Origin of the sequence: Sodalis sp. C49 (assembly GCF_046352915.1) — a bacterium.
Classification (GTDB): domain Bacteria; phylum Pseudomonadota; class Gammaproteobacteria; order Enterobacterales; family Enterobacteriaceae; genus Acerihabitans.
This window is the reverse complement of sequence record NZ_CP163303.1, coordinates 2,725,366-2,738,104: the sequence shown is the minus strand read 5'-3', so window position 1 is coordinate 2,738,104 and position 12,739 is coordinate 2,725,366. Positions and strand designations below refer to the sequence as shown.

Annotated in this window: 12 protein-coding genes and 2 tRNA genes; 11 read left to right on the top strand and 3 right to left on the bottom strand. The window is 56.6% G+C overall.

Annotation, left to right across the window (positions count from 1 at the left end; genetic code table 11):
- Positions 1 to 120: 120 nt before the first annotated feature.
- Positions 121 to 1,554: a serine-type D-Ala-D-Ala carboxypeptidase gene (gene dacB, locus ABUK12_RS12370; protein WP_410016520.1), complete on the bottom strand. Its 1,434-nt coding sequence runs from the start codon at positions 1,552 to 1,554 to the stop codon at positions 121 to 123.
- 256 nt (positions 1,555 to 1,810) lie between these two features.
- Between dacB and greA the strand changes: the two genes are divergently transcribed.
- Positions 1,811 to 2,287, top strand: a complete 477-nt coding sequence (gene greA / locus ABUK12_RS12365; RefSeq protein WP_410016519.1) for a transcription elongation factor GreA — start codon at positions 1,811 to 1,813, stop codon at positions 2,285 to 2,287.
- Between the two features lie 107 nt (positions 2,288 to 2,394).
- Here the strand turns inward: greA and yhbY are convergent, their stop codons facing one another.
- Entirely contained in the window at positions 2,395 to 2,688 is a 294-nt protein-coding gene (gene yhbY, locus ABUK12_RS12360; protein WP_162364080.1) for a ribosome assembly RNA-binding protein YhbY, read from the bottom strand.
- A gap of 146 nt (positions 2,689 to 2,834) precedes the next feature.
- On the opposite strand from yhbY, the gene rlmE reads away from it, so the two are divergent.
- The 5 genes from rlmE to secG all read left to right on the top strand — a co-directional run bounded on the left by rlmE (position 2,835) and on the right by secG (position 8,411).
- The gene (gene rlmE / locus ABUK12_RS12355) at positions 2,835 to 3,464 is read left to right on the top strand and encodes a 23S rRNA (uridine(2552)-2'-O)-methyltransferase RlmE (RefSeq protein ID WP_162364079.1); all 630 of its coding nucleotides are present in this window, start codon (positions 2,835 to 2,837) and stop codon (positions 3,462 to 3,464) included.
- A gap of 55 nt (positions 3,465 to 3,519) precedes the next feature.
- Positions 3,520 to 5,451, top strand: a complete 1,932-nt coding sequence (gene ftsH, locus ABUK12_RS12350; RefSeq protein WP_410016518.1) for an ATP-dependent zinc metalloprotease FtsH — start codon at positions 3,520 to 3,522, stop codon at positions 5,449 to 5,451.
- Positions 5,452 to 5,697: 246 nt separating this feature from the next.
- Positions 5,698 to 6,543 (top strand): dihydropteroate synthase, encoded by an 846-nt coding sequence (folP, locus tag ABUK12_RS12345; protein ID WP_410016517.1) that lies wholly within the window; start codon positions 5,698 to 5,700, stop codon positions 6,541 to 6,543.
- Positions 6,540 to 7,877, top strand: coding sequence for a phosphoglucosamine mutase (gene glmM, locus ABUK12_RS12340; protein ID WP_410016516.1), 1,338 nt, complete (start codon positions 6,540 to 6,542; stop codon positions 7,875 to 7,877). The genes folP and glmM overlap by 4 nt, the downstream gene beginning before the upstream one ends.
- A 201-nt stretch (positions 7,878 to 8,078) precedes the next feature.
- Positions 8,079 to 8,411, top strand: coding sequence for a preprotein translocase subunit SecG (gene secG, locus ABUK12_RS12335; protein WP_410016515.1), 333 nt, complete (start codon positions 8,079 to 8,081; stop codon positions 8,409 to 8,411).
- Positions 8,412 to 8,525: 114 nt separating this feature from the next.
- Here the strand turns inward: secG and ABUK12_RS12330 are convergent, their stop codons facing one another.
- The gene (locus ABUK12_RS12330) at positions 8,526 to 8,654 is read right to left on the bottom strand and encodes a hypothetical protein (RefSeq protein WP_410016514.1); all 129 of its coding nucleotides are present in this window, start codon (positions 8,652 to 8,654) and stop codon (positions 8,526 to 8,528) included.
- On the opposite strand from ABUK12_RS12330, the gene ABUK12_RS12325 reads away from it, so the two are divergent.
- The 5 genes from ABUK12_RS12325 (at position 8,629) to nusA (ending at position 12,739) form a co-directional block, all read left to right on the top strand.
- Positions 8,629 to 8,715: transfer RNA gene (locus ABUK12_RS12325), tRNA-Leu, on the top strand. The genes ABUK12_RS12330 and ABUK12_RS12325 overlap by 26 nt on opposite strands.
- 225 nt (positions 8,716 to 8,940) lie before the next feature.
- Complete coding sequence (locus ABUK12_RS12320; RefSeq protein ID WP_410016513.1) at positions 8,941 to 10,110, top strand: hypothetical protein; 1,170 nt, start codon at positions 8,941 to 8,943, stop codon at positions 10,108 to 10,110.
- A gap of 373 nt (positions 10,111 to 10,483) precedes the next feature.
- Positions 10,484 to 10,560 (top strand) — tRNA-Met (locus ABUK12_RS12315).
- Positions 10,561 to 10,777: 217 nt separating this feature from the next.
- The gene (rimP, locus tag ABUK12_RS12310) at positions 10,778 to 11,230 is read left to right on the top strand and encodes a ribosome maturation factor RimP (protein ID WP_410016512.1); all 453 of its coding nucleotides are present in this window, start codon (positions 10,778 to 10,780) and stop codon (positions 11,228 to 11,230) included.
- A gap of 21 nt (positions 11,231 to 11,251) precedes the next feature.
- On the top strand, positions 11,252 to 12,739 hold the full coding sequence (gene nusA, locus ABUK12_RS12305; protein WP_410016511.1) for a transcription termination factor NusA: 1,488 nt from the start codon (positions 11,252 to 11,254) through the stop codon (positions 12,737 to 12,739).

Here is a 12,739-nt window from a genome sequence, read left to right as displayed (position 1 = left end):
GGATTTGCCGCGATCCTGCACGGGTTGCATTAATACGCGCCCGGGCGGCCTCACCGCCGCTACAACGCCCCTACCGCTGTTTGCGGGGGGGCGTTTTTTTATGGACGAGGGGGGCGCCAATCAGTTGTTTTGATAGATATCTTTATATAACCGGCTTTCGAAACGTACCAGGGGAATGCGCCTGGCCTTTTGATCCTCGGGCGGCACCGCGTATCCCGAGAGATACTGCACAAAAGCCATGCGCTGGCCGCTGACGGTGGTGATAAAGCCCGCCAGGTTATAAACCCCCTGCAACGAGCCGGTTTTGGCCGAGACTTTACCGTCCACGCCCGCCTCGTGCAGCCCGGCGCGATACATCAGCGTGCCGTCATATCCCGCCAGCGGCAGCATGGAGATGAAATCCAGGGTTTGGTCATGCTGGCCGATATATTGCAGCACCTGCATCATGGTGGCCGGTGAAATCAGATCGTGGCGCGATAAGCCGGAACCGTCGACGATAATGGTATTGCCCAGATCGATGCCGGCCTGCTGGCGCAGGATTTGCCGTACCGCGTCCGAACCGGCGCGCCAGGTGCCGGGCACCTTGAAACGCTCGCGGCCGATGGTGCGAAATACCGTATCGGCAATCATGTTATCGGATTTCTTCAGCATCACCCGTAGCAAATCATGCAGGGGCGCGGAATACGTCTGCGCCAGTATCTTGCCCGGCGCGCCGGGAACGGTTTGACGCAGCAGGGTGCCCCCCACCTCGATACCCGCCTCTTTCAGCTCGCTTTTCAGGATGGCTCCCGCATAGCTTGCGCCATCCTGGATGGCAAACGCCAGCGGCAGGGGTTCGGCACGCTGGGGCAGGCAGCCGGTCAGGGTAAAGCGGTTCAGCTCGCCCGGCACCACGTCCAGCTCGCAATATTGTGCCTCGGGGGACCCTTTCGCCAGGGTGCGTACCTGGCTGTACATCTGCACCGGGTAATACGAGGCCACGCGGATAAACGCATTATCGCCGGCCTTGGGCGCGCTGTAGAGCGAAACGGAGAAGCAGTTGCGATCGACGATGGCCGCGCCCGGCGGCGCGCTGAAGCATTGGGTCAAGTCATTCCACGGCCATCCCGGGGCTTTGTCGTGGCTGGCGAAGGCGGAGGTGTCGATGAGCAGATTGCCCGAAACCTGGCGGATGCCCTGCTTGCGCAGTTCGGCGACCATATTGCGCAACTGCTGGCGCCCCAGGGTCGGATCGCCGCTAAAACGGGCGATCAGGTTGCCGCGCAGCACGCCGTTGCCGACCGTGCCGTCGCTTTCCAGGGTGGTGCTGAAACGATAGGCCGGCCCCAGTTGCAACAATGCCGCCAGCGCGGTGATCACTTTCTGGGTACTGGCCGGCAGGGCCATCTGCTGGCTGTGATAATCAATGGCCGGCGTGGGGGCGCCGATTTTTTGTGCAATCAATGCCAAGTTGGCGCCGTCGGGTAACAGTTCCGTATAATTTTCCACCGGCGCGCCGTGCGCGGACAGCATAATAACGCCGGTCAATCCTGTGAGTATTCCTACAAAACGCATAATATTGTGCAACGGCAAAGTAACGTGGTGCCATACTACGGTGCAAACAGGGTTAAAGTAAACGATGACCCATCGGGAACTCTGGGTTAAAATACGTATCAAAATGCAAACCAAGACTGACCAGGCTCGTTGCGCCAGGTGCGGTTTTTTTTGCTTTTCGCTTAGGTGGTAGCGCAAACGGCTACGCCGTGACAACATTCAGTACCGTCAGGACGGCGACTATTTTAGCAGGATGTATTCATTTAGAGGTATTGCCATGACACCAATTCCGATGACTTTGCGTGGTGCCGATAAGCTGCGGGAAGAGCTCGAGTTTTTGAAAAGCGTCCGCCGCCCGGAAATTATCAAGGCCATCGCCGAGGCTCGCGCGCACGGCGATCTGAAGGAAAACGCGGAATACCATGCCGCGCGCGATCAGCAAGGGTTCTGCGAAGGCCGTATCCAGGAAATCGAAGCGAAGCTGTCCAACGCGCAGATTATCGATGTCACCAAGATGTCGGCCGGCGGCCGGGTGATTTTTGGCGCTACGGTCACTATCCAGAACCTGGAAAACGAAGACGAGCAGACCTATCGCATCGTTGGCGACGACGAGGCCGATTTTAAACAAAATCTTATTTCCATCAATTCCCCCATGGCGCGGGGTCTGGTCGGCAAGGAAGTCGGCGATATCGCCCTGATCCGGACACCCGGCGGCGATGTGGAATATGAGATTTTGCAGATAGAATATCTTTAATACGCTGAAAAAGCGGAATGAGATGATTTGTAAAGAAAGGAAAAAGGCCGTAAGCGGCCTTTTCCTCTATCGGGGAACATGGCACCTTTTCAGCAGAAAAGGTGTATTCAGCGCGGTAAAGTGATTTTATGGTCTTTACCCGGCCGGTACAGAACCAGGACGCCGCCGATGGCCTGCACGTTAACGGCGCCGGTTTCACGCACGATGGCATCCGCGATAAGCGTTTTGGTCTCGCGTTCTTCCGCGGCAATTTTCACTTTGATGAGCTCATGATGTTCAAGAGCCTGTTCAATTTCTGCCAGCACGCCTTCGGTCAGGCCGTTATTGCCCAGCATGACGACCGGTTTTAGCGGATGAGCCAGGCTTTTCAGGTGCTGTTTTTGCTTATTATTAAGATTCATTTGTCTTTTTTGCTTACGTTGGGATTGAAAACGGTACATTCTACCGCCATCTCATGGTTATCACCAAATCGGTCGTGATTGTATCTGGCGCACGAGTGCCCGCATCCCATCACAAATGCACTCTTTCAGGATAGTTGGAAAACACGATGACCACCAAAAAGCGTTCTGGAAGCTCCAGTCGATGGCTACAGGAACACTTTAGCGATAAATATGTTCTCGAGGCACAAAAAAAAGGACTGCGTTCGCGTGCCTGGTTTAAACTTGAAGAAATACAGCAGGGCGACAAACTGTTCAAACCGGATATGGCTGTCGTGGATCTCGGCGCCGCGCCCGGCGGCTGGTCGCAGTATGTCGCCACGCAAATTGGCAAGAAAGGGCGTATCATCGCCTGTGATATTCTCCCCATGGATCCCATCGTGGGCGTCGATTTCCTGCAAGGCGACTTTCGCGACCCGCTGGTGCTGCAGGCCTTGCTTGAAAGGGTAGGCGAAAGCAAAGTACAGGTGGTCATGAGCGATATGGCCCCTAATATGAGTGGCACGCCGGCCGTTGATATTCCCAAGGCCATGTATTTAGTCGAATTGGCCTTGGAGATGTGCCGGGATGTACTGGCACCTGGCGGCAGTTTTCTGGTTAAAGTCTTTCAGGGAGAAGGTTTTGATGAATACCTGCGGGAAATTCGCTCCCTATTTACGAAGGTAAAGATTCGTAAGCCAGACGCTTCGCGCGCACGATCGCGGGAAGTGTACATTGTGGCGACAGGGCGCAAATTATAGTACCCTACGCTAATTGTTAACACCGTTGTAATATGAGGTTAATCCCTTGAGTGACATGGCGAAAAACCTGATTCTCTGGTTGGTCATCGCAGTAGTGCTGATGTCTGTATTTCAGAGCTTCGGGCCCAGCGAGTCCAATAGCCGTAAGGTGGATTACTCTACCTTTATGTCTGAATTAAATCAGGATCAGATTCGGGAAGCGCGTATTAACGGACGTGAAATTAACGTTACCAAGAAAGACAGTAACCGCTATACCACGTTTATCCCGGTCAATGATCCCAAGTTGTTGGATATCCTGCTGACCCGGAACGTTAAAGTCGTCGGTGAGCCGCCGGAAGAACCAAGCCTGCTGGCCTCGATCTTTATTTCCTGGTTCCCGATGCTGTTGCTGATAGGCGTCTGGATCTTTTTTATGCGTCAAATGCAGGGCGGCGGCGGCAAGGGGGCGATGTCCTTCGGCAAGAGCAAGGCCCGGATGCTGACTGAAGATCAGATCAAAACCACCTTTGCCGACGTTGCGGGCTGCGACGAAGCAAAAGAAGAAGTCAGCGAACTGGTCGATTACCTGCGTGAACCGAGCCGCTTTCAGAAGCTGGGCGGGAAAATCCCTAAAGGCGTGCTGATGGTCGGGCCGCCCGGGACCGGTAAAACCCTGCTGGCCAAGGCCATTGCCGGTGAAGCCAAAGTCCCGTTCTTCACCATTTCCGGCTCGGATTTCGTGGAAATGTTTGTCGGCGTCGGCGCGTCGCGTGTGCGCGACATGTTTGAACAGGCAAAGAAAGCCGCGCCATGCATCATCTTTATCGATGAAATCGATGCGGTGGGGCGCCAGCGCGGCGCGGGCCTGGGCGGCGGTCATGACGAACGCGAACAGACCCTGAACCAAATGCTGGTGGAAATGGATGGCTTCGAAGGCAATGAAGGCATCATCGTTATCGCGGCGACCAACCGTCCCGACGTGCTGGACCCGGCGTTGCTGCGTCCCGGCCGTTTTGACCGCCAGGTGGTCGTCGGCCTGCCGGATGTGCGCGGCCGTGAGCAGATCCTGAAAGTCCATATGCGCCGGGTACCGTTGTCCACTGATATGGACCCGTCGGTTATTGCCCGCGGCACCCCCGGTTTCTCGGGCGCCGATTTGGCCAACCTGGTCAATGAGGCCGCGTTGTTTGCCGCCCGCGGCAGCAAACGCGTGGTCTCGATGGTGGAATTTGAAAAGGCCAAGGATAAAATCATGATGGGCGCCGAACGCCGCTCCATGGTGATGACCGAAGCGCAAAAGGAATCCACCGCCTACCACGAGGCGGGCCACGCCATTATCGGTCGCCTGGTGCCCGAGCATGATCCGGTGCATAAGGTGACGATTATTCCGCGCGGCCGCGCGCTGGGCGTGACGTTCTTCCTGCCGGAAGGCGACGCCATCAGCGCCAGCCGCCAGAAGCTGGAAAGCCAGATCTCCACGCTGTACGGCGGCCGTCTTGCCGAGGAAATCATTTACGGCGTGCAGAAGGTTTCCACCGGCGCGTCCAACGATATCAAGGTGGCAACGTCCATTGCGCGCAATATGGTGACCCAGTGGGGCTTTTCCGAAAAGCTGGGGCCGCTGCTTTACGCCGAGGAAGAAGGCGAAGTGTTCCTGGGCCGCTCGGTGGCTAAGGCCAAGCATATGTCCGATGAGACGGCGCGTATTATCGACCAGGAGGTGAAATCCCTCATTGAACGCAACTATGCCCGGGCGCGCACTCTGCTGATGGAAAATATGGATATCCTGCATTCGATGAAGGATGCCCTGATGAAATATGAAACCATCGACGCCCCGCAAATCGACGATTTAATGGGCCGTAAAGCAGTGCGTCCGCCCGCGGGCTGGGATGATTCGCCGAGCAATCACTCCTCCGACAACGGCGGCACGCCTAAAGCGCCGACGCCGGTGGATGAACCCAACACCCCGACCGGCAACACCATGTCGGAGCAGTTCGGCAACAACTAAGCGCCTAAACAAAGCGTGGTGCCCGTACTCTCCTCCAACAGCCCCGGCTCAGCAGCCGGGGCTTTTTTATGCCTGGCCGGCCGGCGCGCGTCCCTGGTCGCGTTGTGCTCCTGCCGGTGTCCTATTGCGCATCGCAATGCTAAGATATGCCCGCGGCCGTATTCCGGCCTCTTCCCATTACGTTTTTAACGACGATGACGCCAGGACGCCGATTCGCACCACGTATTGCTCAAAGGAGAAAATCGTATGCAACTTCAGCTTGGCCAGCGCGTACTCGATCTGGGTTCCCCGCAGGTGATGGGGATCCTGAACGTCACGCCGGACTCCTTTTCCGACGGCGGCAAGTATCGCCGGCTTGACGCGGCGCTGTCCCATGCGCAGGCCATGGTTGCGGCCGGCGCGACGCTGATTGATATCGGCGGGGAATCCACCCGGCCCGGCGCTGCCCCGGTAAGCGACCAGGAAGAGGCTGACCGCGTGCTGCCGGTCGTCAGCGCGCTGGCGCAGCGGCTGGATGTGGCAATCTCGGTGGATACCTCGCGCGCGCTGGTGATGCGCGAGAGCGCGGCGGCGGGCGCCCATTTGATAAACGATATCCGCGCCCTGCGCGATCCCGGCGCCCTGGAGGCGGCCCGCGACAGCGGACTGCCGGTTTGCCTGATGCACATGCAGGGTGAACCGCGATCCATGCAGCAGGCGCCGCATTATGACGATGTCCTGGCGGAGGTAGATCGCTTTTTCGCCGGGCGTATCGCCGACTGCGTGGCGGCGGGAATCCCGAAAAACAAGCTATTGCTCGATCCGGGTTTCGGTTTCGGCAAGGATTTGGCGCATAATTACCGCCTTCTGGCCCGGGTGGGGGATTACCATCATTTCGGCCTGCCGCTCCTGGTGGGGATGTCGCGCAAATCCATGATAGGCCAACTTACCCAGGCGCCCGCGGAACAACGCGTTATCGGCAGCGTGGCCTGCGCGGTGATTGCCGCCATGCAGGGCGCGCAGATAATTCGCGTCCACGATGTCAAGGCAACCGTCGAGGCGATGCAAATCGTCACCGCGACTCTTTTAGCGAAGGAATCACTATTTGTATGAGTAACCATAAATACTTTGGCACCGACGGTATTCGCGGCAAGGTCGGCGAAAGCCCCATTACCCCTGATTTTGTGCTGAAGCTGGGATGGGCGGCGGGCAAGGTACTGGCGCGACATGGTTCGCGTAAAATCATTATCGGCAAGGACACGCGCATTTCGGGATATATGCTGGAGTCGGCGCTGGAGGCGGGACTGGCCGCGGCGGGATTGTCCGCCGCCTTTACCGGGCCGATGCCCACCCCGGCCATTGCCTACCTGACCCGTACCTTCCGGGCGGAAGCGGGCATTGTCATTTCCGCCTCCCATAATCCCTATTACGACAACGGCATCAAATTTTTCTCCATCGACGGCACCAAGCTGCCGGATGCGGTGGAAGAGGCCATCGAAGCCGAGCTGGAAAAAAACCTGACCTGTGTGGAAAGCGCCGAGCTGGGCAAGGCAAGCCGCATTGTCGACGCGGCGGGCCGCTATATCGAGTTCTGCAAAGGCACGTTTCCCAGCAACAGCAGCCTGAAGGGATTAAAAATCGTGGTGGATTGCGCCAACGGCGCCACTTACCACATCGCCCCCAGCGTGCTGCGCGAACTGGGGGCGCAGGTGGTGGCCATAGGCTGCCAGCCGGACGGCATGAATATCAACCAGGAGTGCGGCGCCACCGACGTGCGCCTGTTGCAGCGGCGCGTGCTGGAAGACAAGGCCGATCTTGGCATTGCTTATGACGGCGACGGCGATCGGGTGATTATGATCGACCACCTGGGCAACAAGGTGGACGGGGATCAGATCCTCTATATCATCGCCCGGGAAAAACTGCGCCAGGGCCAGCTCAGCGGCGGCGTGGTGGGTACGCTGATGAGCAATATGGGGCTGGAACTGGCGCTTAGGCAGTTGGGTATCCCGTTTGTGCGCGCCAAGGTAGGCGACCGTTACGTGCTGGAGAAAATGCAGGAGAAGGGCTGGCGCATCGGCGCGGAAAATTCCGGCCACGTGATCCTGCTGGATAAGACCACCACCGGCGACGGCATTATCGCCGGATTGCAGGTTCTCTCCGCCATGGTGGGCAATCATATGACCCTGCACGATCTGTGCAGCGGCATGCGTCTGCTGCCGCAAATCCTGGTGAATGTGCGCTTTGCCGGCATCGGCGATCCGCTGGAATCGGCGGCGGTAAAACAGGCGCAGGCGGACGTCGAGATAGCCCTGGCGGGGCGCGGCCGGGTGCTGCTGCGTAAATCCGGTACCGAACCCCTGATCCGGGTTATGGTGGAGGGGGAGGATGCGGAACAGGTTAACCGCCTGGCGCATCTTATTGCCGATGCGGTAAAAGCGGCGGATTAAGCGGCATGGCGCGCGGGCAAGCGCGCTTCCCGCTGCGCGGATGACGTTTTTTTCCGCAATCAGCGCGTTAGCCGCAATTTGCCCTTGCACGACTTAACGGCTTTAGTTAGTATTCACACCCGCTCCAGTCGGAGATTGTGACAACCGGATTGGGGCCATAGCCTAACGCGCGGTTTAACCCGCAAGGATACTGAAAAGATTATGTACGAAGCTCTGTTAGTCATATTCCTGTTGATAGCTGTCGGGCTGGTTGCGCTGATTATGCTGCAACAAGGTAAAGGTGCTGATATGGGGGCCTCTTTCGGCGCAGGCGCTTCCGCGACCCTGTTCGGTTCGAGCGGTTCCGGTAACTTCATGACCCGTGTGACGGCCGTGCTGGCAACGCTGTTTTTTATCCTCAGTCTGGTGTTGGGCAACCTTAGCGGCAGCCACAGCCAGAAAGGCAGCGAGTGGGATAATTTGAACCAGGCTCCGCAAGCGCAAAAGGCACCGTCCGAAGCGCCGGCGAAACCGAATAACGATATCCCGCAGTAATAGGTACCGTTTTATCTGAAGCGACGGGCGAAAAGAAACACGCCGGAGTGAGCAAATGCTGGTATGCCCAAGTGCGGGTGTCCAGGGATGTCGGTGTGCAGAAATGCCGGTATCTCACAATAGCGTCACGGCGTTAAGTAATACCTGAAAATAACCGGTAACCAGCCGGATAAAAAGATAACTGGTTGCGCAATGCAGCGGATGTGAAAAAATCAGTGCCGAGGTGGTGGAATTGGTAGACACGCTACCTTGAGGTGGTAGTGCCCGATTGGGCTTACGGGTTCAAGTCCCGTCCTCGGTACCAAGTTTAAATAGAAGACGTCGCTGGACGTCTTTTTGCTTTTTAAGCACCGTCAAACCGGCGGGCAAACAGGCTTACCCTTCTTCAATTCGATGTTACCCTAATCTTCCCCCTTGAATGACACCCCTCTTTCCCGTGCCGGCATTCCTTTGACCATAAGCGATTTATACAATTATACGCCCATGCGATATGAGAAATTAGCAGCGAAATAATTTTACATGGCCGGCTTTGGGCCGGGATGGCGGATCGCGCCAAGAGTATTGTCGCCAAAATGCATCCGAGCATTTAATGAAAAAGTGGGGGAGTAAAATGACAACAGTATCCTTTACGCCAGGGCAACAGCCCCCGGAATACAGGGGTTGGCAAGAGCGGTTAACGCGCACTGAGCAAGATAAAATCGACGCCGCCGCCGCCGGGCGGGCGCTAAAAAACATGGGTTCCGCGTTTGTCGGTAAACTCTCCGGGGCAAAGAATTCACTGCTGACGCTGCGCTCCGGTATTAAACAAACATCCTGGGCGGTTGGACATGGCATGGCGCGTCTGTTGGATAAACTCGCCATCGCCGGCAAGAGGATAGCCGCCGCCGCGCGCCGCTCTTCCCATGCAAGCGTTAGGGATATGCTCACCAAGCCGGTCTATAGGACCGTGCGGCCTGACCATGTTATCGGCCCCTTGCTGAATGACGGCGATTCACTGGCAGTCAATGGTAAAGAAATCAGGGACTATTTAATCAATAACCCCGGCAGTCCCCTTTTTGCCTCCGGCAATATCAAGATTACCGGACACACCATTAGCTTCATGCAGCCGGAGACTATCCCGGGTACCGCGATGACCATTACCGGGCTGACCCTGGATAGCCGGGATAGCCACAGCGGCGAGGTACTCGGCGCGCTAAGGGAGGTTTTGCAGGATCCCAAAGCAATCTTCGGCAGCCTGGCTGAGTTATGCGCAATAATGACCGTGAACGACAAGCTCAACGTCGTGAAGATGCGCACCGCGCAGCTTATCGCTGACCAGTTGAACCAACCGTCGGTGAGGAAGGCATTGGTAACGCCGAAGTACGAATCGGCGATCAATAGCCTGGTGGCATATGACCCCAGAACGGATACCTATAAGCCCTGGTTTACCCCTACGGCGCTTCACCGGAACGTCACGCCGCCCGGCGAACCGGCTTTTGCGGCGCGCGCGCCTGAAAAGCCGGTGGTCCCGCCGCGTCCGCCATGGCTTAGCAACGCCAGGTCAGTGGCGGTTCCAGACCGGACGGCGGGTACTGAGTCCACCATTGCCGGGGGCGTTAATAACGGCGCCGTTAATGCGCCGGTTGGGCGCGCGGGACCAACGGTCCACGATGCCGGCAAGAGCGTGGCAGAGCTGCGCAAGCTATTTGATAAGCCATGACTCTCGCGGTATTGCCTGTGATGGTTGGCCGGGAAAAGCATAGCCGCGCGCGCTGTGCTTTTCGCCCGCGGGTCGACGCTCTCTTCCCATCACCGGATGTCGGCGCGCGCTGAAAGAAGGCTTGCCCGACCGCCGGTGTTATGAAATACTCTGCCTCCCCAATCGCTAACGTCAGCCGCGTGCGGTTTCTACCAGGCGTTGCAGTATCGGTGGTTTGCCGGCGTCATTTTCCGCTAGGAAAAAAACGCTATGGCCCTTAAAAGGCCGTAAATACATGAGATTGGCGGGATCTTTTGCTCAACGTTACCGTTTGTTATGTAATGATAACTTGCTTTTTTATGGTTATCGGCGTAATATTTGCAACGTTTTCAGACGCGGGGTGGAGCAGCCTGGTAGCTCGTCGGGCTCATAACCCGAAGGTCGTCGGTTCAAATCCGGCCCCCGCAACCACTTTCCCTTAGAGTTCTTTTTCAAATATACTGCCCAGTACGTTATACTGTTTGATATCGCAGCGGCGTTTGAAAAAAGATTCTATGGAATGTTGTAAAGCCGCTTTGCGGCTTACAGGGTCCCAGTCGCAAAAAGCCCCGAATTTTCGGGGTTTTTTGTTATTAAACTACAGAAATACTGGGCTTTTTAGCCCTTTTTTTATGTCTTGGGGGTGGGCTTGTCCACATTAGAACAAAAATTGACTGAGATGATCGCCGCACCGGTGGAAGCCTTGGGCTATGAGCTGGTAGGCATAGAATTCATCCGGGGCCGGCAGTCAACGTTACGCATCTATATTGATAGTGACAAGGGTATCACCGTCGATGATTGTGCTGATGTCAGCCGCCAGGTCAGCGCGGTGCTCGACGTCGAGGATCCGATCCAAGTGGCCTACAGCCTCGAGGTGTCTTCTCCGGGCCTCGATCGTCCGTTATTCGCCGCCGCGCATTATACGCAGTTCATCGGTGAAGAAGTCAGCGTGGTTTTGCGCATTGCGGTGCAAAACCGTCGCAAATGGCAGGGAATCATTAAAACGGTTGACGGCGAAATGATCACGGTGACGGTGGAAGGAAAAGATGAAGTGTTCGCTTTAAGCAACATCCAGAAAGCGAACCTGGTACCCCACTTTTAACGTTTTAATGAGGCAACTAGGATGAATAAAGAAATTCTGGCTGTTGTTGAAGCAGTTTCCAATGAGAAAGCGGTTCCGCGCGAAAAAATTTTTGAAGCGCTGGAAACTGCACTGGCTACGGCAACAAAGAAAAAATACGAGCAAGAGATTGAGGTTCGTGTCAATATCGATCGGAAAACCGGCGATTTCGAAACCTTTCGCCGTTGGGTCATCGTGAATGAAGTCACGCAGCCGACGCGCGAAATCACCTTTGACGCGGCGCAGTTTGAAGATCCGGCGGCCGTATTAGGCGGTTACGTCGAGGACGAAATTGAATCCGTGGTATTTGACCGCATCACGACCCAAACCGCTAAACAGGTTATCGTCCAGAAAGTGCGTGAAGCCGAACGCGCCATGGTCGTGGATCAGTTCCGCCAGCATGAAGGCGAAATCGTCACCGGCGTAGTGAAAAAAGTCAATCGCGACAATATCAGCCTCGATTTGGGCAGCAACGCCGAAGCGGTGATTGGCCGTGAAGACATGCTGCCGCGCGAGAACTTCCGCCCCGGCGATCGTATCCGCGGTGTTCTTTATTCAGTACGTCCGGAAGCACGCGGCGCCCAGCTGTTTGTGAGCCGTTCCCGCCCAGAAATGCTGATAGAATTATTCCGTATCGAAGTACCGGAAATCGGCGAAGAGGTCATTGAGATCAAGGCCGCCGCCCGCGATCCGGGTTCACGGGCTAAAATCGCCGTGAAAACCAACGACAAGCGTATCGATCCGGTCGGCGCCTGTGTCGGTATGCGCGGCGCGCGCGTACAGGCGGTGTCCAGCGAATTGGGCGGCGAACGTATCGATATCATCCTCTGGGATGATAATCCGGCGCAGTTTGTCATCAACGCCATGGCCCCGGCCGACGTGGCCTCCATCGTGGTCGATGAAGACAAGCACCAGATGGATATCGCGGTGGAATCCGGCAACCTGGCCCAGGCCATCGGCCGTAACGGGCAGAACGTCCGCCTGGCCTCGCAGCTAAGCGGCTGGGAGCTGAACGTGATGACCGTCGAGGATCTGCAGGAGAAACATCAGGCCGAAGCCCATGCCGCCATCGATATCTTCACCAAGTATCTGGACATTGATGAAGAATTCGCCACGGTACTGGTTGAAGAAGGCTTTTCCTCATTGGAAGAACTCGCGTATGTCCCAATGAAGGAACTGCTGGAAATCGAAGGGCTTGATGAAGAAATGGTAGAAGCGTTGCGTGAGCGGGCGAAAAACGCCCTGACCACGCTCGCCCTGGCGCAGGAAGAGAATCGCGGCGGGGGCAAGCCGGCTGAAGACCTGTTAAGTCTACCGGAGCTTGAGCGCGAAATGGCGTTCAAGCTGGCGGAGCGCGGTGTTTGTACGCTGGAAGATCTTGCCGAACAGGGTGTCGATGACCTGTCAGATATTGAAGGGCTGAGTAGTGAAAAAGCCGGTGAGCTGATTATGGCCGCGCGCAATATCTGTTGGTTTGGCGACAACGCGTAA